The 20,605-nt window shown below is 39.1% G+C and carries 17 protein-coding genes and 1 riboswitch; of the genes, 5 read left to right on the top strand and 12 right to left on the bottom strand.

Annotated features, from left to right (window positions below):
* Nucleotides 1-44 precede the first annotated feature (44 nt).
* Together FAR12_RS15380 and FAR12_RS15375 are read right to left on the bottom strand one after the other, a co-directional pair.
* A complete protein-coding gene (locus tag FAR12_RS15380) occupies nucleotides 45-866 on the bottom strand; it encodes an EcsC family protein (protein ID WP_126409661.1) in 822 nt (273 codons plus the stop codon).
* 13 nt (nucleotides 867-879) lie between these two features.
* Entirely contained in the window at nucleotides 880-1,551 is a 672-nt protein-coding gene (locus FAR12_RS15375) for a protein kinase family protein (RefSeq protein ID WP_126409660.1), read from the bottom strand.
* Between the two features lie 246 nt (nucleotides 1,552-1,797).
* Here FAR12_RS15375 and FAR12_RS15370 point away from each other — a divergent pair, with 246 nt between their 5' ends.
* Together FAR12_RS15370 and FAR12_RS15365 are read left to right on the top strand one after the other, a co-directional pair.
* Complete coding sequence (locus tag FAR12_RS15370) at nucleotides 1,798-2,820, top strand: phosphatidylglycerol lysyltransferase domain-containing protein (protein ID WP_126409659.1); 1,023 nt, start codon at nucleotides 1,798-1,800, stop codon at nucleotides 2,818-2,820.
* On the top strand, nucleotides 2,817-3,191 hold the full coding sequence (locus FAR12_RS15365; protein WP_126409658.1) for a GtrA family protein: 375 nt from the start codon (nucleotides 2,817-2,819) through the stop codon (nucleotides 3,189-3,191). The genes FAR12_RS15370 and FAR12_RS15365 overlap by 4 nt, the downstream gene beginning before the upstream one ends.
* Before the next feature lie 105 nt (nucleotides 3,192-3,296).
* Here the strand turns inward: FAR12_RS15365 and FAR12_RS15360 are convergent, their stop codons facing one another.
* The 3 genes from FAR12_RS15360 to FAR12_RS15350 all read right to left on the bottom strand — a co-directional run bounded on the left by FAR12_RS15360 (nucleotide 3,297) and on the right by FAR12_RS15350 (nucleotide 7,210).
* Nucleotides 3,297-4,289, bottom strand: coding sequence for a ketoacyl-ACP synthase III (locus FAR12_RS15360; RefSeq protein ID WP_126409657.1), 993 nt, complete (start codon nucleotides 4,287-4,289; stop codon nucleotides 3,297-3,299).
* A gap of 324 nt (nucleotides 4,290-4,613) precedes the next feature.
* On the bottom strand, nucleotides 4,614-6,008 hold the full coding sequence (locus tag FAR12_RS15355; protein WP_126409656.1) for an L-cystine transporter: 1,395 nt from the start codon (nucleotides 6,006-6,008) through the stop codon (nucleotides 4,614-4,616).
* A 251-nt stretch (nucleotides 6,009-6,259) separates the two neighbouring features.
* Nucleotides 6,260-7,210, bottom strand: coding sequence for a helix-turn-helix transcriptional regulator (locus FAR12_RS15350; RefSeq protein WP_126409655.1), 951 nt, complete (start codon nucleotides 7,208-7,210; stop codon nucleotides 6,260-6,262).
* Between the two features lie 98 nt (nucleotides 7,211-7,308).
* On the opposite strand from FAR12_RS15350, the gene FAR12_RS15345 reads away from it, so the two are divergent.
* Both FAR12_RS15345 and FAR12_RS15340 read left to right on the top strand, forming a co-directional pair.
* A complete protein-coding gene (locus tag FAR12_RS15345; protein WP_126409654.1) occupies nucleotides 7,309-7,791 on the top strand; it encodes a GyrI-like domain-containing protein in 483 nt (160 codons plus the stop codon).
* 7 nt (nucleotides 7,792-7,798) lie between these two features.
* Nucleotides 7,799-8,269, top strand: coding sequence for a phage tail protein (locus FAR12_RS15340; RefSeq protein ID WP_126409653.1), 471 nt, complete (start codon nucleotides 7,799-7,801; stop codon nucleotides 8,267-8,269).
* A gap of 938 nt (nucleotides 8,270-9,207) precedes the next feature.
* On the opposite strand, the gene FAR12_RS15335 is transcribed toward FAR12_RS15340, so the two are convergent.
* The 7 genes from FAR12_RS15335 to FAR12_RS15305 all read right to left on the bottom strand — a co-directional run bounded on the left by FAR12_RS15335 (nucleotide 9,208) and on the right by FAR12_RS15305 (nucleotide 18,989).
* Nucleotides 9,208-12,276, bottom strand: coding sequence for an MMPL family transporter (locus FAR12_RS15335; RefSeq protein ID WP_126409652.1), 3,069 nt, complete (start codon nucleotides 12,274-12,276; stop codon nucleotides 9,208-9,210).
* Nucleotides 12,273-12,788 carry a MarR family winged helix-turn-helix transcriptional regulator gene (locus FAR12_RS15330; RefSeq protein ID WP_126409651.1) on the bottom strand — a complete coding sequence of 172 codons (516 nt, stop codon included), beginning with the start codon at nucleotides 12,786-12,788 and terminating at the stop codon, nucleotides 12,273-12,275. Before FAR12_RS15330 ends, FAR12_RS15335 begins: the two co-directional genes overlap by 4 nt.
* A gap of 652 nt (nucleotides 12,789-13,440) precedes the next feature.
* Nucleotides 13,441-15,681: a DEAD/DEAH box helicase gene (locus FAR12_RS15325; protein ID WP_126409650.1), complete on the bottom strand. Its 2,241-nt coding sequence runs from the start codon at nucleotides 15,679-15,681 to the stop codon at nucleotides 13,441-13,443.
* Between the two features lie 170 nt (nucleotides 15,682-15,851).
* Nucleotides 15,852-16,649: a DUF2705 family protein gene (locus FAR12_RS15320; protein ID WP_126409649.1), complete on the bottom strand. Its 798-nt coding sequence runs from the start codon at nucleotides 16,647-16,649 to the stop codon at nucleotides 15,852-15,854.
* Nucleotides 16,650-16,667: 18 nt separating this feature from the next.
* Nucleotides 16,668-17,465 (bottom strand): ABC transporter permease subunit, encoded by a 798-nt coding sequence (locus FAR12_RS15315; RefSeq protein ID WP_126409648.1) that lies wholly within the window; start codon nucleotides 17,463-17,465, stop codon nucleotides 16,668-16,670.
* A gap of 6 nt (nucleotides 17,466-17,471) precedes the next feature.
* Nucleotides 17,472-18,356 (bottom strand): ABC transporter ATP-binding protein, encoded by an 885-nt coding sequence (locus FAR12_RS15310; protein WP_126409647.1) that lies wholly within the window; start codon nucleotides 18,354-18,356, stop codon nucleotides 17,472-17,474.
* Between the two features lie 21 nt (nucleotides 18,357-18,377).
* The gene (locus tag FAR12_RS15305; RefSeq protein WP_246010408.1) at nucleotides 18,378-18,989 is read right to left on the bottom strand and encodes a TetR/AcrR family transcriptional regulator; all 612 of its coding nucleotides are present in this window, start codon (nucleotides 18,987-18,989) and stop codon (nucleotides 18,378-18,380) included.
* Between the two features lie 318 nt (nucleotides 18,990-19,307).
* Nucleotides 19,308-19,454: riboswitch (cyclic di-AMP (ydaO/yuaA leader) on the bottom strand.
* Between the two features lie 283 nt (nucleotides 19,455-19,737).
* On the opposite strand from FAR12_RS15305, the gene FAR12_RS15300 reads away from it, so the two are divergent.
* On the top strand, nucleotides 19,738-20,460 hold the full coding sequence (locus FAR12_RS15300) for a gamma-glutamyl-gamma-aminobutyrate hydrolase family protein (RefSeq protein ID WP_126409645.1): 723 nt from the start codon (nucleotides 19,738-19,740) through the stop codon (nucleotides 20,458-20,460).
* The last annotated feature ends 145 nt before the right edge of the window (nucleotides 20,461-20,605 follow it).

Below are 20,605 nucleotides of genomic sequence, written 5' to 3'. Positions count from 1 at the left end.
ACTGGTAGAGCTGTCAACAGAAAATTTCACGTTTACTGGACAGTTTAACTCCCCAGCGCAAGTGCTTCAAGCTTTTCTTTGACACGGCGTTTCTTGTACAGCATCTTCCCCGTTTCCCCAATATCATGAATCATCGATTTATTAATAAAGGAACCAAAAATAATCCCTGCAATTGGAATCATCTGAAACAACTTTTTCCAGCCAAAATTGTCTCGATAGGTCATGATGACCTCTCTCCAACCCTGGACCTGCGAAAGCGTTTCGTCTCTCGTTTCCACACCGGGGTCTGAATAGGCAGACAACTCCTTTAAAATCGCTTGCTTCCCAACAATGTCTGAAGAAGCAAATTGTAGGCATTTGACGATGAAAATACGCTCCTTTTTATCATTTGGGTCGTAACCATAGGCGACGGCAATTTCCTGAAGTGTTTTAAGGGATATCCCAAGAAGGAGTGGAATATCAATCGATAAGGTGAAAATTCCCCCGATTCCTGTTGTGGCACCTTGTGTCATCGCGATGTTTTTTCGCGAACGAATTAATTCATCACTGACTTCATCCATCATCTGTATCGGCAATGCAGAAATGGACGCTAATGTAGCATCCTCAACTCCCGTTTTACGATTGAATCTTTTAAGAACGTCCTTTTCATTGGATAAATAACGTCCACCCGTTTGCAGGTAACTCCCCAATTCATCAAGGGCCTGCCCGATCTTGTTATGAATGAACTGCGGTGTAAGTCGATCCAGAATTTTAAAGGGAAGACGACCAAGCTTTTCCCAAAACCATAGACCCTTTTGTTCATTCTCCCAAATTTGAATGGCCTCTAATTCTTTTTGCAGCTGTTCTTTTGTTTCATTTCTCTCCACACGAACTCTCCTTCTAACCTATTCTTCGAAATAACTTTATAAGCTTATGAACAAACTCTTGAAAATCCAACTGTCCATTCGGCGTGAGGTTATACCACTTTCTCACCGTTTCGATGAGCCATAAAGGTACTTCTCTGCCGTCTATTAATTCATAGTAATCTTCATAGCCTTTCTTTAAATAAGTCCAGCGATGATCATTTCCTTCTTTTAAGTATTCGGAAACATCAAGAAGCTTCCCTCTACCTTCATGTAAAAGAATGTTTTTTAAATGAATATCTCTTGGGTTTAAGCCTTTTGAAATGGCGTATTCACGCGCCGCTTCAACATCCCAAATCACTTGTTTTGGGATATGTACGCCCTTTAGCAAGCAATCATAAAGAGTAATCCCTTTTTCATAGCTCAATATAAGAAAATTACTCCCTGCGCCATAGTAAATGGGAAAAAAGGGTGATTCACCGAGCTGTTCATAAACCTGCTTCTCCCTTTCCATGGTTTCTAGCTTATCCTCACTAAAAACCTTATACACATAGCGTGTGTCATCTTCTATTTGAAAAACCGCAGCATCTGTCCCAATTCCGACACATTTTAATACTTCGGAAAAACCTTTAACAATTACAGGGTTATTATCTTTAGTAGATAGAACTTGAATATCTTTTATAACTTCTTCAATAGTATGATGCTTCAATTCTTCACCCCTATAGGATCAGTCGAATAGTTTAGTAACTGTTAATATTTTTCCCAATTAATCCTTGGATTAAATACGTTTCACATTCGAAAATGTTTCAATTTTTCACAAACTGGCACCATTTCCCTACTGAAATTACAATATATTCTATCCGCTCAAATCCTCTTTCCTATGATATTATTTATGGGTAACTCTTTTCAGGAGAATACCACTCTTGAAGCTATTCTTTTATAACAGAGGGAAGAAATGAAGCCATCTATAAATATTGATCAATTGACTTCTTTTTTAAGCGAAAATGGCGGAAATCATGTTTCGCATTTGATTTTCTTAGAAGATAAAGAGATTTTTTGGACGAGCGATCAAGATGTTTTAATCGTTTATCAACGGATTAACAATAAATTAATCGTCTTAGGGGATCCGATTGGAGAAGAGGCAAAGATACAGGGAGCCATCAAGGAATTCTGCGATTTTAGCCAAAGAAAAGGATTTAACCCTGTCTTCTACCAAATAAGCCCACAGTATATGCACTATTACCATGATTCAGGGTTTCGCTTCCTGAAGGTAGGAGAACAAGGATTAGTGAATCTCCAGCAATTTTCCCTAGAAGGAAAAAAAGGAGCCAGACTTAGAACAAGATTGAATAAATTCACGCGAAACGAGTATACCTTTAGCGTCGTTCATCCTCCTTATTCGGAGCACTTCCTCTCCGAACTCAAACAGATATCTGATTCATGGTTAGGAAGTCAACGAGAAAAAGGATTTTCTGTCGTCTCTTTTGGTGAAGAATATGTATCGCGTTTTCCTATCGCCCTTTTACACAATCCAGATGGAAAGGTCATTGCTTTTGCCACTTTAGCAACCGATTATAAAAATACGATGACGATTGACCTGATGAGAAAGTATGCAGATAGCCCTCATGGCACAATGGATGTGTTGTTTATTCATATTCTACAGTGGGCAAAAAATGACGGGTACCATACGTGCAGCTTAGGTATGACACCATTATCAAATGTAGGAAACTGCAAGCATTCATTTACCGGTGAAAAAATCATCCGTTTTGCGTATCTGTACGGCAATTCGATGTACAATTTTAAGGGCTTAAAAGAGTTTAAAAGTAAATTCACATCCAATTGGGAGCCGAAGTATTTAGCGTACAAGAAAACGTCATTGCCGCTAACCTTGTTCCAATTGCTCGTTTTAATCAACTACAAAGGTCGTCCAAAGAACGAAAGTGGCGTTTTGAAAAGCCTATCTAAGAAGCTGTCATGAAGGAACTATCTATTAAATTTGTAAAATATAGTTTAGTAGGCTGCATAAGCACGCTTATCTATTTTCTTTCAGTCTTTATTTTTGTAGAGATTTTTGACAAGAATCCTGTTTTTTCATCAGCTGTTGCCTTTGTCATCATGACGGTCATTTCATTTTTTTTGAATAAAAGGTTTACCTTTGGCAGCGACTTCTCTTACGATAAATTACTCCGTTTCCTAGCAGTTTCGGCCATAGGTTTTACATTGAACTTCGGGATTATGTATTTGATCGTGAATGTCTTTTCGCTTCATTATGTAATCGGGGAATTGGTTACAACCTTGGTGATTCCCGTTATCAATTTTATTTTGAATAACTATTGGACATTTAAATAAGACAAAGCAAGGAGCATGATAATTGTTCCTTGCTTTTTTTGCTGAATATTCTATGTGTAAGAACAGAGTTAAATTGAACGAACATTGACGGAGGAATACCCTCTTTCACTGATCCGGAACTCCCCATTTAACAACGAGTCCGGTATATGTCAGCCCTCCGCCAAAACCAAATAAAACAATCGTATCTCCATAACGTAATTTTTCTTCTTCGATTCCCAAGTGAAGTGCTAATGGTATTGAAGCTGACGAGGTATTTCCCATTTTTTCAACACTATATAATGTATGATCCATACTAATATTTGATTTTGCACAAATAGATTCAATCATTCTTAAATTTGCACTATGAGGGACAAACCAGTTAATATCTTCCGTTCTTAAATTGGCTTTCTCTAACAAAGTTTGTATACCGCTGGGAATCGTTCGTACTGCCCACTTATATACTTCACGCCCATTTTGAACCAAATTTCCATCACCAATCAACTTCACACCATTCATTTCTGTTGACAAGCCAGAACGATAAAGATGAATTCCCCCCTCACCATTTGTCCCGAGAACACTAGAGATAAAACTTGGATTTTCCTCATCGTATTCAACTAAAACTGCACCCGCCCCATCACCGAACAGAAAACAAGTCGAACGATCAGTGTAATCTAAGGTTTTTGAAAAAGTTTCCCCTCCGATTACCAATATTTTTTTGTGGAGACCGGAAGAGATTAGACCGTTGGCCACATGCAATCCATATGTAAATCCAGCACATACGGCGTTCAGATCAAAGGCACCGGTACTCTTCATCTTGAATGCTTCTTGTAATTGACAAGCTACGCTTGGAAATCCAAAATCTGCTGTAGTTGTCGCAACGATAATTAAATCTACATCGTCAACGGTTTTATCGTAATTTTGCATTAAATTTTCCACCGCTTTAATACATAAATCCGATGTGAATTCATTCACCCTCGTGATGCGCCTTTCCTTAATCCCTGATCTTTGAATAATCCACTCATTATTTGTATCAATCATTTTTTCTAGATCTTCATTAGATAAGACACGTTCAGGAATATAAGTGCCAATCGCAGTAATACGAGCTTTTGATTGAATCATCCCATTCACTCCCTTAGTACGCTTTCTTCCCTTTCAAATCCAACTGATTTATACAGCCTGTACAAACTTGAATTACATAGGTGTGAAGTGACAAAACATTTCACCTATAAAAGAGTTCACCTATTGCCTTTGGTAATACTCGCAATATATCAACTCGTAAAAATGATTTTCTCGTTAATTCATAAAACTCCATTATGGAGCTTGCCTCTCTTCATACTATTCTTCAATCCATATATGCGCACTCTGGAGACGTCCCAATTTAAAAAAAGGCAGTCCCCCATAAAATGGAGAACTGCCTTCGATTTTTATATTAAACTCTTAAACTTAAGCTTCAACGACTTCGTCTAAGCCAGCTTTTTCGTTGTATACTTTTTGGTCGAATTCGCCTGTAATTTTACCAGTTAAGATACCAGAAGTCATACTTCCACTTACATTTAGTGCTGTACGACCCATATCGATAAGTGGCTCAACAGAGATTAATAGACCAACGATTGCGACCGGTAAGTTTAGTACAGAAAGTACGATTAGAGAAGCGAATGTTGCTCCACCACCTACACCTGCAACGCCGAATGAACTAATGATAACCACTAGGATTAATGTGAAGATAAATCCAGGATCCAATGGATTAATACCAGCAGCTGGTGCAACCATAACTGCTAACATTGCAGGGTAAATCCCTGCACATCCATTTTGTCCGATTGTTAAACTGAATGGTCCAACAAAGTTTGCTACCGCTTGAGAAACACCAAATCCATCAGTTTGAGTTTTGATGTTAAGTGGTAATGTACCTGCACTTGAACGAGATGTGAACGCAAATGACAGAGCAGGTAAACCTTTTTTCAAATAGGTCGCAGGACTTAATTTTGCTAGACTAATCATGATTAAGTGAACGATGAACATTGCAATAAGTGCCACGTAAGAAGCAACTACGAATTTACCTAAATTCACGATGGCATCAAAATCACTTGTAGCAACCATTTTTGTCATTAACGCTAATACGCCATAAGGTGTTAAGCGTAAAACTAATGATACAATGCGCATTGTGATTGCATATAAAGAATCTACAATTTTAGCAAACAACTCAGCATGTTCTGGTTGCTTACGTTTGATTCCTAAGAATGCAATTCCAATAAATGCTGCAAAGATAACAACCGCGATTGTAGATGTGGAACGAGTTCCAGCCAAATCTGCAAAAGGATTATTTGGAATAAAAGAAAGAACTTGTTGCGGAATTGTCATACTTTCAACAGTTGCCACACGCTCTACAAGTGCTTCATTTTGAGCATTTTCAGCATCTCCTGCTTGTAGCTCGATTCCATCTAAGCCGAAACCAAGTGTAGCAGCGATCCCGATTGCAGCAGCAATCCCTGTTGTTACTAAAAGAATTCCGATTCCGTAGATACTGATTTTACCAAGATTCTTAGAAAGACTTACTTTCGTAAATGCTCCAACAATGGAGATAAAGACTAATGGCATAACAACCATTTGTAGCAATTTAACATAGCCAGAACCGACAATGTTAAACCAGTCAATCGTACCTGATGTTACTTCATCAGTCGTACCATAGACAAGATTAAGAACTAAACCAAATAAAATACCTAGACCAAGACCTGTGAAAACTCGTTTTGAGAATTTCACGTGTTTCTTTTGCATCATATATAAACCGACAATGAGTGCTAGAAGAATAGCGATATTAACGATAATAAGAAACGTATTCAAAATGGTCTCCCCCTTTTATGTAAAATAATTTAACAACAATAACTATAATATAATAAATCCTATTGGTAAAGTATGAAATACTTTTAAAAATCGATAATGCTAAAATCATAGCTTTCCAGTGTGCGGTTTTTCATTAGTTAGCCTATAAAAGAACGCATTAGGCATACATTCTTTGCTTTGGCATTATTATCTTCATGACACAGCCACCATCTTGCCAACCTCATAGTGATTTATGTTTTAACTGGCTCTTTTTATGGGCACAATGAGCGTAACCTCTCTTGTATACCTTCTAAGACTGATTCTGGCACTTTCCTGATCTTAATATCCTCACCTAAGAATAGTAGCCAATTTGTCATTTCAGTTAACTCTTCTGAATGATTCACATTGATAAACGTCTTTAGAATAGCTGTGGATTGATAAGGATTCGTATAGGAAATAGAAACTTTTAAAGGATGGTATTTCTTGAACTGAGCAATCGCTTTTGGACCTAGTTCAAGGACAAGGTTGTTTACTTCTTCATGCTTACTTAATCTTTCTAAAATCTTTTTCTTACTTAACCTATTTTTCACCGAGTAGATCTCGATATTAGTAAGATTGTCGACAGGAATAATCCGCCTCTTTTCTTCCTTTAAATCATATCCTTCAATAAGCCATACGCTTTTTTCACGATAAAGGTGTAAGAGATAAATGGGAAAAGATTCTTCTTTGACGGTAATTAGTAAATAGCTATCCATTAGAAGGATTTGAATGAGTTTTTCTAACATCGGATGTGGAAGATCTGACAGATCGAGTAGGTCAGGATTATGAGGATTCGTCCCTTCAAAAAGCAAGATCTGATTTAATAGAACAAGTTCATCCTGCTGGTTTTCTGAGATGAGACCTAGTAATTTTTCAGCTAGAGACTGACGGCTTTTAAGATAAGGAAGCTGCTGATTTCTTGTGGCCATAAAGGCAATAAAAAGAGCTTTGACCTCATTATTGGTAAAGCGAACTTCAGGCAAGACAGAGTTGTGCATAACAAAATAGCCCCCATCCCTTCCTACCTCAGCAACGAGTGGCATCCCCATGGCTTCAATTTCTCTAATATCTCTAATCGCTGTCGAACGGGAGATATTAAATTCCCGCATGATTTCAGTAATGGTAAAATGAGATCGATTGTTGATATACCGCATAATAATATTGATTCGTTCAACTTTTTTCATTTGCGCTCCTAAACAGTATCATTTTTTGACATGATTTAAGGTTATTATATACCTATCAAATGCATTTGATAAATTTTTAAAAAAGGAAGGTTTTGAAGATGGCAAACTATACTCTTGAAGAAAAAGACAGCTTTATTGTTTTAGGGTTAGGAACTGAGATTAAGAGCGATTACACAGATTATGTTGGCATTAACAAGGAAAAGTCGGACTTCTGGCAGGCAATCCAGCAAGATGGAACGCTAGAAAAATTAAAATCAATTGCTAAAAACGACTACATTTTTTCCGTAAATGAAGCAGTCAATAACAAAATGATGCATTACGCCGGCGTTATGACGGAGGAAACAGTACCAGAAGAACATCGAGTTATTCAATTTCCTAAGGGAGAATACCTAGTTGTTAGAGGCGAAGCAAACACGGCTGAAGAATTGAGCAATATGCTTACTGGCATCGCCTTCGGTCAGGCCTTGCCGGAAGCAAAAGACTTTGCCTATGTTGGTGGGCCAAATACAACTGTTGAGATGGGAGAGCAAAACGGTCTAGTATTTGGGGAAATGTGGATTCCTGTTGTTAAGAAAGGATGAGTTGGTAATGTCATATATTGTTGATTTTAAAAATGTATCTACAGTTGGCTTAGAGTCTTCGCCAGTAAGTGATGCCCTTGCTGGATTACGGGCAAACGAAGCCCGTTACTTTATGAACAAATACAAGCATGAATTTACGGTCGTCCCAGCTAGCGAAAGTCAGGAGACCCTTGATTATGTGCACCGAGTTTTAAAAGAAGAACGTAATATTGAGTTTGCTGCCAAACCTTTAGAAACATCCATTCTTGAAGTAGAAAACATCAGATGGGCCTTCGTCTTTTATGAGGATGGGCTTGCGGTCAATGTCTTGTATACGCTTGATAACCCTAAGAAAAGAGCCGTTGGTTTTAAGCTTTCGGAAGGCATGGAAGTACCAAAGGAATTAGAAGGAAAGTTTAAATTTGCTAGACAGAAGTCTAAATTAGCTGGAACCATTCGGGGATCATTTTTCGTCATCAAAGGAGAATATGAATATTAGTAGCCACAGTCTTTCATGCAACAAATGCTCTTACTTAACCAAGCAGCATTCTCCGTCAGAGGGTGCTGTTTTTTCTTTGAAAAATTAATCTTACATAATATTAAACAATCAAAGGTACTTTCGATTGATTTTCCATTATTCTCTTCGTAACCCCACAGTTGTTTAGTAAACATCTCCATTTTCCACCTATTTGAGGTAAAAAATCTATTTCGCCAAAACAATGCAAAAAATTAACTTTCGACTTGAACGTGCCAGCCTATACATGGCGTGGCGTTTTTGATCAAACGTTTGATTGGTAGTGGTGTTTTTGTTTTCTTAATATAACTTAAGGGGCTTGCGGTCCATTTGGCGGGGTTTCCTATTTTAGAAAAACATTCCGAAAAATTAACTTTCGACTTGAACGCACCAGCCCATAGGCGGCGTGGCAATTTCAATCAAACGTTTGATTGGCAGTGCTATTTTTGCTTTCTTACTATAACTTGGTTCCGAAGAGGGTTCTGAATGGTTCGGAGGGGTGAATCTAGTATCGTTTCATAATTCCCACCAACTATTCTTCAACATTCTGGAGGTTCATGGAGACATTATTATTAGGATTTTCTAATAAGTGTCTTCATGAATGGATCATGCGGACATTGTTTACGAGTTCCGTCCATGTAGTGTCTTCATGCACGGCTCATGCGGACATTGTTTACAAGTTCCATCCATTTAGTGTCTTCATGATGGGTTCATGCGGACATTATTTACAAGCTCCATCCATTTAGTGTCTTCATGCACGGCTCATGCGGACATTGTTTACAAGTTCCATCCATTTAGTGTCTTCATGGCCGGTTCATGTGGACATAATTTAGCAAGTTCTTTAGATTATTGTCTTCATGAATACAAAATAACCCCAGGCCAATCGACCTGGGGGTTACACTTACCTATTATTCTATTTATTCTTACGCTGACCTTCCGATTCTACCTTCATCATTCTGTTTGCGTCGATAAAAGACTGCTGGAAGAGCCATTAATGCCGGTAGGAACAGCGGCAACAACACAAAGCAAAGAATGACTAAGCCTACGATAACTGCGATCGCCAACTCGACTAACAGGATGATTCCTGCAGGCATTAGGGTCGCGAACGTTCCGCCAAGAATAATCACGGCTGAGATAATGACTCCACCAATCTGCCTTGAAGCTTCAACAATTGCCTCTCTAGCTGGAAGATGTGGATATTCCTTAAATCTCATCATCAAGAAAATACTATAGTCTACACCTAACGAAACAATGATGATGAACGAGAAGAATGGTACAAAGGAAGAAATCCCTTCTAGCCCCATCATATTAATGAAAATGAAATTAATCGTGAACATTGCTGCATAATACGCTCCAAGAAGAGACGCCGTAATGAACACTGGTATCCAGAATGAGCGAATGACAACGAATAGTACGAGCAAGACACCGATAATAACAATCGTTGTAGCTTTCGTTAAGTCGCTCGATAAAATTTTATTCATATCGTTCGTTGTCGCACTTGGACCGGATGTTCCACTATCTGCACCTGCAAGATAAGAACCTTCCAGACCATCCGAAACAGTCTTATTAATCTCTTCAATGGTATCTAATGCTTTTTCAGAGTAAGGGTCATCAGTTAAAACAATTGTCATTTTCGTAATCGTTTTGTCCTCTGACATGAACATCTCGAAGGATTGCTTAAAGTCTTCGTTTGTCAACGCTTCTTCTGGCATAAAGAACGTCTTCGTGTTCAACTGTTCAAGATAACCATTCGTTTGCCCTAATCCATCAGAGATTTGCTCTAAACCTGTGTTGACTTCAGACAATTTTTCTCCGAACTCACTGAATCCATTCAAACCGTCAGCAAGCTGCTGTTGCCCTGATTTCATTTGACCTAGACCATTCGTCACGCTATTCATATTCGTGACAATCGTGCCGATTCCTGAAGACGCTTGATCAAGTCCAGATTCTAGCTGTTTCAATCCATCTGCCATTTGTGCTAAACCATTGCTCATAGCAGTTAAATTTTGATTCGCTGTTTTAAAACCAGCTGTTGTCACATTGTAATTTTCATTTAAAGCTTGAATACCTTCAGGTGTAATGTCACTTAATTCAGCTAATACAGTGTCGATTGTTTGCTTCAGTCCCAAATAACTCGGATCAGTCGCTGAATTTGCATAACTGCTACCTAATGCTGTTACCATGTTTTGCATTTGTGATAGTGCACCTTTAACCCCAAGAAGTCCCTCTGCCGCCTCTTGATAGTGAGTACCCATCTCAGCATAACCAGCCTGCATTTTTCCATAGTTATCTGCAAGCACGCCAACACCCGTACTCATCGACGAAAGATTGCTCCGAATCGCTGCGAGCCCGTTGGAAATGGATTGTGAGTTATTTGACCCATCATCGATTCCCATTTGGATCTGCTTTAAACCATCCGTCAAAGCACCCATTCCAGTTTCCAGTTTGGCTGTACCGTCAACCATTTCTCCTACTTTTAAAAAATCAGCTGAGGCAAGTCCTTCTTGTGCCTGTTTCAGACCATCATTAATGTCATCGACGCCGCCTTGTGTTTGCGAGAGCCCATCTGTAACAGATCCCATCTGACTATCGACGTAAAATTCATCAATCGCTTCCCCTTGAGGTTGTGTAACAGATGAAACCATCTTCACGCCCTTAAGAGCCTTCAATCTTTCCGTAATATCATCAATCACAGCAAGTGATTCATTATTATCCATCGCTTTGTCTGCTTCAATCACGACAGTTGCAGGCATCGCCTGACCTTTCCCGAAATGATCGGCGACTAAGTTAATCGCTTTTGAGGATGGATAACTATCCCCTAGTTCTCCAACCGTATCAAAGTTCAGTTTTTCCTCATTTAGAAGCACCGTTGGTCCGATGATTAAAACAATAATCGCCGTAACGATAATCGGATGCTTCACTGCAAATGAGGAAGTTTTTCCCCAGAACTTATTCTCTTTATGACCAGTGGCTTTTTTCGATGGCCAGAAAAGTTTTTGACCTAACACCTTCATCATAAATGGCGTTAGGGTAACAATTTCAAGGAGTAATATACTGACCCCAATCACCACAACTATACCTGAGCGATAAATTGGTGATTCAGCAAATATAAGCGCAAAGAACGCAATAAATACCGTTAAAATACTGTAGGCAATTGTTTTACCAGCCGTTTTATACGTATTAACGATGGCGTCGTCCACTGAATGCCCATGAGACAATTCTTCCTTAAAACGGTTAAATAAGAGAATGTTGTAATCCGTTCCAATCCCGAAAAGGATCAGAACCAAGAGCATCTGCGTCAAACTCGTAATCGGAAATCCTGCTTTATCAATTAATTGAGCTGCAATCCCCATTGAAACCAGGTAAGAAAAAGCTACCGCAATTAATGAAATGACCGGCGTCACAACTGATCTGAATGCCAAAATTAGTACGACTAGGATAAAAATGACCGTTAACGCTGCACTTTTTTCAACACCAGAAAGTGATGCTTTCAAATAATCATTGTTGATAAACTCTTCCCCGCTCAAATAGTATTCTACGGGTACATTTTCTAGCTTACTGTCGAGTTGTTCCTTGATATCGTCGACTTCTCTCCCCTGTTTATCAAGCTTATAACTGACCATCAGAGTCGTTCCATCTTCCGATACTAACGAGCTTTTTGCCTCAGGCACACTGAACGGATCAATGAAATCCGCAAGACCAAGCTCTTCGCTACTATCGCGAAGATCATCAATAGCCACACCGATTTCTTTCATTTCTTTATCAGAAAACTTATCTTCATCATAAAAAACGATTAAGCTGTTAACCCCTTCTGTAGTGTCCATCTTTTTTAAGATATTGTCCGCCATGACAGATGGGCTGTCAGCACTTGTTCCTTGCTGGCCCTGCGCGCGTAAAATGGCATTGATATCTGGCTGTATAACAGTAAGCACAATCGTGGCAACTAGCCAGATTGCAAGTATAGCCCAACGGCCTTTTATAATCTGTCTCACCTTACATCCTCCGATTTCTTGGTTGTTTTTTCAGGAAAGAACACGACATCAAAGAAGTCATAATGCTCCATTCCATCCGCGACCATCTTTTCCTTCACAGCAGAGACCAGTAACTCCATGCCCTTTGTCACCGTCTCCTGCTCCTCTGGTTTTAAGAGGCTCAGAACCTCTGATAATGCTTGATTACTAATTTCTGAAATATTCGCAGTAATCCCTTCTGATAATTCACTAGAAAGCGAAATTTCTACAGAACGTTTATCTTTCGGGTTCGGAGTCTTCACAAGTAGCCCTTTAGATGTAAGACGTTCAACAATATCTGAAACGGTACTTTGTGTCATCTTCAATTTGGTCGAGAGCTGTTTGATACTTACAGATTTGTTCGCAAACACTTCCGCAATGACTCTCGCTTGGGGGATTGTCACACCATGCTCCTCCGAGTACTTTTGAAGGCTTTTCATCAAATATTGTTGTAAAAAATCAATCGATTCTCGAACAAAAACCGCCTTTTCCATCCCTGTATTTCAGCCCCCTCACAAATAAATCGTATACGATACATCGCATACGATTTATTTTAAGTCCACAGGGCTCCCAAGTCAATTTAAATAGCACTATCGTTTATGTAAAAATGACAATTTGGTGAATGAAGTGGGTCCGCAATTCTACTAGAAGAAAACCACTTCTGTTAATACAAAACCGCCTTATAAAAAGAACACATTGGAATGCGGTCTTTTTATAAGGCGGTTTCCAATTACCTGCAACTTATTAATTTTTCTCCCAAACTATTAATGTTAAATAATCTCAATAAGAACATATGCGCTATAATAAATTTATAATAGTCTGGTAACTCAAGGGTGGTTGGCTCACTCCTCAGGAAAGGGGTGAGCCCTGTGACAGTATTTGAAGCATTAATGTATGCAGTAGCATTCGCAGCATTGATTGTAACAGTACTTTCATCAAACCATAAAAAATAACCCATCCTTGAGTTGAGAGCTCAGATGGGTCACTTAAGACCACTGTAGCCAAGCCCTTGAAGGGACCGACTGTTATGATTGACTACTTGATGCTACAACATCAAGTAGTCTTTTTTAAATTAAAGTTTTTGTTACTTGAATTATACAAAATTTTTGTATTTTTAACAAGTATGGCAATCTATTCCACGATTTTTTATGAGTCCCATCTTCTCTGCTTTAACAAGTACTCACACACTTTACTTGAATTCAGTCTTGCCGAAACATAAGGAGGGCGAATCCCTTTAGCCCCTTCAAGTGGCAGTCCGAGCCACAAAACCTTCTCGTCAATCATGACAAACGGAAAAGGGAAACAATCGTCCAGCCAAGCATCGGGTTCTCCCCACATTTGCTCTGAAATTAAGGTCCATTTTACCCGCTTACCTCTGTTGCTTAACTGCTTCAACCATTCTTCAGAAAACACGGTTCCCGCGGGCATAGAGATCGTAATCGATGACCTTGCCGATTTCAGGTCTTGAAAAATCGCTTCCAGTTTCAGCGCATGTATCCATCTTAGTTTTTTGTGTTGGTTACTTATCCAAGTCCCGATTTCTTTTGTGGTGACAGATTGGTAGTGTCGTACCTGATGGTCAACGAGTTTCCTTAGTGTTTTTCCTTGAAAAATACGCTTTTCGATAAAATTTCTGTTGCTGACGTGGACAAATTTCCCTCTTGTTCTGGTAATGGCTACATTCAACAGACGTTCACTGTCCTTGCCTGTTAAAAGCATACCCGCGCGTTCTTGCGGGTCACCATCGACCGTATCAAAGATCATCACATCCCGTTCACTTCCCTGGAATCGGTGAGCAGTAGCCGCAATAATATCCGCCTGGAGGCGTTCATCTTCATAGATTTCTTCAAGCAACAGTTCCATCAGGTTTGCCTGAGCCCGATATGGTGTCACGTACCCAATTGATTTGGTTCCACCCAGGTAGGCTTCATGAATCAATTGAAAAGATATGAGCAGCTGCCAGAGGTTGAACCTTGAATTGGTTGATTGATCAGGAATACAATGCAAACCCGTGAAACTTGTATCTAATAGCACTGCCGCTCTCGTTTTAAAAGGAGCTCGACTTACGATTTCATTTCTACTTTTATAAACACTTTCGTGATCTCCAACCAGCGAATGATAGATGTACTGATTAGTAAACGCCGAGATATCAGGATGCATTCTCCGCTGTTCTTTTAACAAAAGAAGCTGAGGGTGCAGTTCTCCTTTATTCAACGAATCCACCACACCTGCATGATGAAATACATCCTCTTTCAGCCATTTTTCCACAAGTAAAGCTCGACTTGAAGCTATCGGAGGCAACTGCTTAAAGTCCCCACAAATAATGACCCGCTTTCCCATCGTAGCTGCAAATGCAGCCTGTGGAACATAGGCCATGCTGGCTTCATCAAGAATAACAAGATCATACTCCTGTTCATAAATAGCGCTGTCACTCGCTGCCTTTGCCAGTGTCGTCCCGACAATGAAAGCATCTTTTATAAATTCGATTTCCTTCCTCCTAACCTTTTCCAACACCCTTGCAATCTGTGTTTCAAGTTCCAGAAGATGATCCGAGTCTCGTTTGTTAAAAGAACTTGCTAAATCTTTCTTTAGATTGCGCCGTTCTTCTATTAGTCTCTCTCGATCCTGAGCAAGAAGTGGGTCCTTTTTCTCCATGAGCTGACCGGTCGTTATTTCTTGATGGGCCGTCAGCATATCTTGAGCGTTCCCTCCGAAACGAAGCACATCCCCTTCTCGAAATTGGTTTTTCTTTTTAATAAAATCCGTCAGTTCACCCATCAACACATCTACAGCTTGGTTGCTATGTGAGAGAATCAACACTTTTTTCTTCTGAAAATATTTGTTAGCTGCCGTTCTCGCCAAAGTATATGTTTTTCCCGTACCCGGTGGCCCCCAGACGAAAGTTACTGGACTGTATTTTGAGCGTAAGACCAATTCATGGACATTACTTTTTATCTTTTCTTTGGGATGCTTGGTTTCGACGGAAGGATTCATTAATCTTCTCACCCTAAGTCGCTTCTGCTTACTTTTCTTGATTTCATCCAACCGCTCGATTAATTGCTCAAGAAGCTCCCAAGGATCGTGAAGAAGATATGCATCTGAAATGAGGTCTCCAAAGCTCTTCTCCAATAAAAGTATGACTCCTCTTCCCTCAGAGGAAAGTACTTTTCCACTGCTTTTCATCGTGCCCCATTCCAATTTTATCGTCGAACCAACTGGGATTCGTAATGAGATAGCCGTATCAAAATAATAACTATACCCGCTATCATTCGATAACAACCGTCCATTTGTAACCATATAGCGGCTCCCGCCAAACTTCTTTAAGTAATTTATCTCTTGTTGTAGCGCCTGCTGCCACTCTTTGATATATGTCTTCGTTGATATCATTTGATGCTCCTGTTTTTGCCATTTAATAAACTATATATATGGATACCTATAATACCACACGAATTCAGGCAAATCGAAAGGACATGAGTTCCGTACAAGAGCAATTAGAGAATCCCACCCCCAACCACACAAAAAGGAACAAGCCCCCATCAGCTTGTTCCTCCAATTTCCTAAGTATTCAAATCTCTTCTCCTAAAAAACACATAAGTCACAATTGAAAGTCCAACAATCAACACAACCGACAGAATAACAAATACAGCTTCAAAACCGCCACCGTACATGACGTTCTTAGCTTCGAAGTATTTAAATGGAGTAAGGTATTTTAAGCCTTCGATGTCTTCATTTAAATCAATGACAACTGATAGAATATACGTGAGCAAAAGGATTCCAGTCGCCAGGGATGCAGCCGATTTGGGTCTCTTTTTTATCGCTGCAAGGGCGCTACCGATGACCATAAACAAGACCTGCATAAAGAACATCGCCGCCATCAAAATGGCAATTTCACCATTCACCGCTTCTCCATCGCTGTATCTCCCTAAAATCACAATCGACGAAACGAATGTGGCAAGATTAAAGATGACAAGATTCGTGAATGCAGCCAACAGCTTGGCGGTTATGATCTTATTTCTTGAAACGGGTTTAACAAATAGAAATTCAGATGTCTTATCCCGCTCTTCTTTCGCAATAATCGTTGCACCTAGCATGGCTGCGTGGATGGTTGCCATTAATAACAAATAGAGAAAGAGCATCCCATAGAAGCCGCTAGCTTTCGTTAAATCAAAATCACTGAATCCAAATACTGCCCTTAACGATTTAGGCAAATCCTCCAATAGCTCTGTCATCGATTGGCCTGATGTTGAATAAGCATCATATTTTGTCATTCCAGATACAACCATTAAAAAGACACCGATGCTCCAAAAAATGATCGATTTTCGATGTGACTTCAGTTCCTTCAAATATATATTCACTGTGTAACACCTCCAATTTTAAACAGCATGGATATCCTTTCTCGCATACACAAAATAACTCGCCCCAATTGCTAGAAAAATAATCACTGCCCCTGCAATCAAAAATGAGGCTTCATATCCGGCATGTTTCATGATATAGGCAGTGTCAAAATACTTGAACGGCGTAAAATAACGCTTGACCTCTTCACCGGTTGTGTCGAAGAACGCACCCACAAAGTAGAACGCAAAAACGACGGGAAGGGAGACAGCCAGTACCATTTTGAGCTTTTTGACCATGACGGAAATGATAATTCCTAAAGCCATGAAAATCAGTTGAACGAAAAAAATCGTTAGTGAGAGCAAAAAGAATATTTTCAAGCTAAAATCATCTGTCTTTACTTGGAATGCCATTAAGCTCGCTCCAGCGAAATAAAGAATATTGGTCATGACAAGGGAAACAAATGCACCCAATAATTTCGCCGTCAATATTTGGCTCCGTGTCACAGGCTTTGTTAATAGAAAATCCGCCGTTTTTTCCCGAACTTCCTTGCTGACAATGGATGTGCCAAGGTTCATCGCCTGGATCGCTGCACAAAGCGTTATAAATGATAATGGAAAGCTATAAAAACCTTCAATCGAAACTAAATTATCGATGTTAATCCCGAATGCATTTCGGATCGCCTCCGGATAATTTCCCAATATTTTCACCAAACCCTCTGCATCCTGTGAAAAAGAAGAATACATCGACAAGAAAATCACAATCAGCGCGATATAGGATATCGTCCAGATGATCGTCGAATTCCGATAGGCCTTCAATTCGTGCAAAAATATATTCATCGTGCATTAAGCCTCCTTCTCATAATAATGCATGAAGATCTCCTCAAGATCTGGCTCTTCTATCCAAAGATTTACAATTTCCATTTCGGCAATTTTTTTCATGACTAGATTAATATTTCCTCTATATAAAAAGCTGGTAATGTTATCCTTAACCTCCAGTTTATTGACTCCCGTGATATTAAAGTAATTGGGGTCAAGAGGCGCCTTCGTTTCGATTTTAAACTTCTTATAAGTGTTTTCTTTTAAAGTACTAATCTTTTCAACGGTCACAATCTTGCCCTCTTTGATAATCGCTACACGATTACACAAGCGCTGAACCTCCGTTAAAATATGAGACGAAAATAAAATCGTTGCCCCTTTTTTATTTTCTTCTTCGAGCAATTCAAAGAATTTTTGCTGCATCAATGGGTCAAGGCCGCTCGTCGGTTCATCGAGAATAATCAGCTTTGGTGAGTGTAGAAGGCCCTGAACAATCCCGACCTTCTTCTTGTTTCCCAATGACAAATCATCGATCTTTTTATTGAGATCCAGGTCCATAATCTCGGCCAATTCTTTTATTCTCTGACTACAGTCTTTTTTGTAAAAGCTAGCTGAGTATTTTAATAGGTCTTTCACCTTCATATTGTCATAATAAAATACTTCAGATGGTAAATAACCGATGTGCTTTTTAATTTCGGGAGCATCTTTGATACAATCCTTGCCAAAAATCGTCGCACTGCCACTTGTAGGATAAATGAGAGATAGTAGCGTACGAATAGTTGTCGACTTCCCAGCACCATTTGGCCCAATAAAACCAAAAATCTCGCCTTCTTCGACATTGAAGCTAACATCGCTTATCCCTCTAGCTTTCCCATAAGTCTTTGTTAGATTATTGATTTCAATTACATTCATCTGTAGAACCTCCCTAAATGATCATTTGTAAAAACAATTCTTTAGTAACTTAGAATAACTGTCCCATTCTTGAAGATATTGTTCACCAACATCTTCAACGGAGTTTAATTGATTAAGTGCCTTCTCCCCAAACCCAAACATGGTCCAATTCAGAATCTCAATGGCTTTCTTAATATCGATGTCTTCTCGAAACATCGAGTAGTCGATATTTTCATAAATTCTTGTGACGCCCTCTGCTTGGATCGCATGTACTCTTTCCTTAATGAGGTACTTCACTTCTTCAGATTCTTCTTTGGTTAAAGATAAAAGAAAATCGAAAATTTGCGGAAACTTTCTTTGGATTTGCAGTTTTTTGATTCCTAATTTCTCGATTCTTTTAAAAATATCGGTTTCCTCTAAATCGATCTGTTCATAAACGAACTCGACAATTTGAACACCATATTCAAATAAATATAAATAAAGATCTTTCTTGCTATTAAAATAGTTGAATAATGAGCCTTTTGAGATTCTTGCCTCTTTAACAATTTCGTTTGTGGATGCTTTTTCATAACCGCTTTGAACAAACTCTTTCATCGCGGCATTAATAATACGTTCTTTTTTCTCTGTTTTTAGACTGTTAAATATAGGATTCATGACGATTATCCCCTTTCTACTTGACCTTTGTTAACTACAATCTAACAAATTGTGACCAAAGTGGTCAATTTAAGATAAGGGGATAGGAAGGACTGGTCATGGGTCTCAACAATACAATGACCAGATTGGTCATTAAATATTTAAATTTTTTTAGACTCACCAAGCCTGAACCGGAACCCTCCGAATCCATATTCTTCAGTCATGTTTCCCCCTTCCAATTCCCCAACACAATTTTGTTATATTCGCTGTTTTTCGGCCATGAAAAAAAGACCATCACAAATAAGAATGGTCTTAGGGTAACCCTTTGACCTTTCTCCCGGATAATACTTGTAACGCTTACGAGGTTAGCTGTCGGATTAGGGACTGAGAGTATCCCCTCTTACTAACGTAAGATTCACCCCAAGATAGACAAGTGTCTATCGAAAATGGTTCCCCCGCTCAACATTGATTCAGCGAATAAAAGGTGTTCGGAAATATTTAACTTTTAAATTCAACTCAAAAATACTCCCATTCTTATCTTTTGTCAATCATTTTTTTGCCCAAATAAGCAAAGCGTTTTCGTATAAAATTTGTACCTGTTTGATGTAATTAGTAGCCTGCAAAAACCACAACAGATGCCACTACCTTTTGAAACTTCATTTCTCCTAAGCATAATTTTAAAAATCCCTAATACTTTAAATTAAATAAAGGAACTATCCATTTCAATGTGGAATAAATTCCATAATTCATATAAAAAACGAGGTGTAAAATGAAACCAATTATAGGTATTACTTCAGATTTGGAAGGTCGCCATCTCTCCGTTTCCATGGACAATATCAATTCAGTTGTAGGTGCCGGGGCAGTTCCAATTGTACTTCCTAATCTATTGGATGAAGAAAATATTGATTTATTAGTAGAAAAAATAGATGGGTTACTTGTTACCGGAGGAAATGATGTGGATCCAACCTTATTTGGAGAAGAACCACATCCAAATCTCGGAGGCGTCTATCCGGAAAGAGATGCCTTTGAGATAAGCATCATTAAGAAGGCACTAGACCTTAATAAACCAATTCTAGCAATCTGTAGGGGGTGCCAAGTTCTATCTATTGCTGCTGGCGGAGATATTTATCAGGATATCCATGCACAGTATCCTGGAACCCTTTTACAACATTCGCAAAAAGCTCCCGTATGGCATGCTTCCCATTATGTTGATGTAAACAAAGATTCTTTACTGTTCAATATCACTCAAGCAGTGAAATTCAAGGTGAATAGTTTTCATCACCAGGCAGTTCGAAAAGTTCCGGAAAACTTTGAGGTATGTGCAAGGTCATCTGATGGGGTTATTGAAGCTTTTGAAAGTAGAAAGCATTCCTTTGCCTTAGGAGTACAATGGCATCCTGAATGTATGACGGTAAAAAAGGATGGTCCGTCATTATCCATTTTTGATGCTTTTATTAAGGCCTGTAAGAAAAAGGCTCAAGTACTTGGTTAATAGAAAAAACCGACTGTGTTAGCTTGAACTGTGCCCCAGTTTACGGACAGTTTAAAAAAGCACCTATGCGGCTAGTAAGTGACCCCGGTATTGTACCGGGGTCATTTTATTTAAGCCCCATTGATAACGGTGATGGTTATATTCC

Source organism: Bacillus yapensis (genome assembly GCF_005280205.1).
GTDB classification, from domain to species: Bacteria; Bacillota; Bacilli; order Bacillales; family Cytobacillaceae; genus Robertmurraya; species Robertmurraya yapensis.
Note: the sequence above shows the minus strand (reverse complement) of the source record. Positions and strands in the feature narration are given on the sequence as shown.

Coding starts and splice junctions, on each gene's coding strand:
- FAR12_RS15370 (WP_126409659.1), top strand. CDS start 1,798: ATGAAGCCATCTATAAATATTGATCAATTGACTTCTTTTTTAAGCGAA.
- FAR12_RS15365 (WP_126409658.1), top strand. CDS start 2,817: ATGAAGGAACTATCTATTAAATTTGTAAAATATAGTTTAGTAGGCTGC.
- FAR12_RS15360 (WP_126409657.1), bottom strand. CDS start 4,289: ATGATTCAATCAAAAGCTCGTATTACTGCGATTGGCACTTATATTCCT.
- FAR12_RS15350 (WP_126409655.1), bottom strand. CDS start 7,210: ATGAAAAAAGTTGAACGAATCAATATTATTATGCGGTATATCAACAAT.
- FAR12_RS15345 (WP_126409654.1), top strand. CDS start 7,309: ATGGCAAACTATACTCTTGAAGAAAAAGACAGCTTTATTGTTTTAGGG.
- FAR12_RS15340 (WP_126409653.1), top strand. CDS start 7,799: ATGTCATATATTGTTGATTTTAAAAATGTATCTACAGTTGGCTTAGAG.
- FAR12_RS15330 (WP_126409651.1), bottom strand. CDS start 12,788: ATGGAAAAGGCGGTTTTTGTTCGAGAATCGATTGATTTTTTACAACAA.
- FAR12_RS15325 (WP_126409650.1), bottom strand. CDS start 15,681: ATGATATCAACGAAGACATATATCAAAGAGTGGCAGCAGGCGCTACAA.
- FAR12_RS15315 (WP_126409648.1), bottom strand. CDS start 17,465: ATGAATATATTTTTGCACGAATTGAAGGCCTATCGGAATTCGACGATC.
- FAR12_RS15310 (WP_126409647.1), bottom strand. CDS start 18,356: ATGAATGTAATTGAAATCAATAATCTAACAAAGACTTATGGGAAAGCT.
- FAR12_RS15305 (WP_246010408.1), bottom strand. CDS start 18,989: ATGAATCCTATATTTAACAGTCTAAAAACAGAGAAAAAAGAACGTATT.
- FAR12_RS15300 (WP_126409645.1), top strand. CDS start 19,738: ATGAAACCAATTATAGGTATTACTTCAGATTTGGAAGGTCGCCATCTC.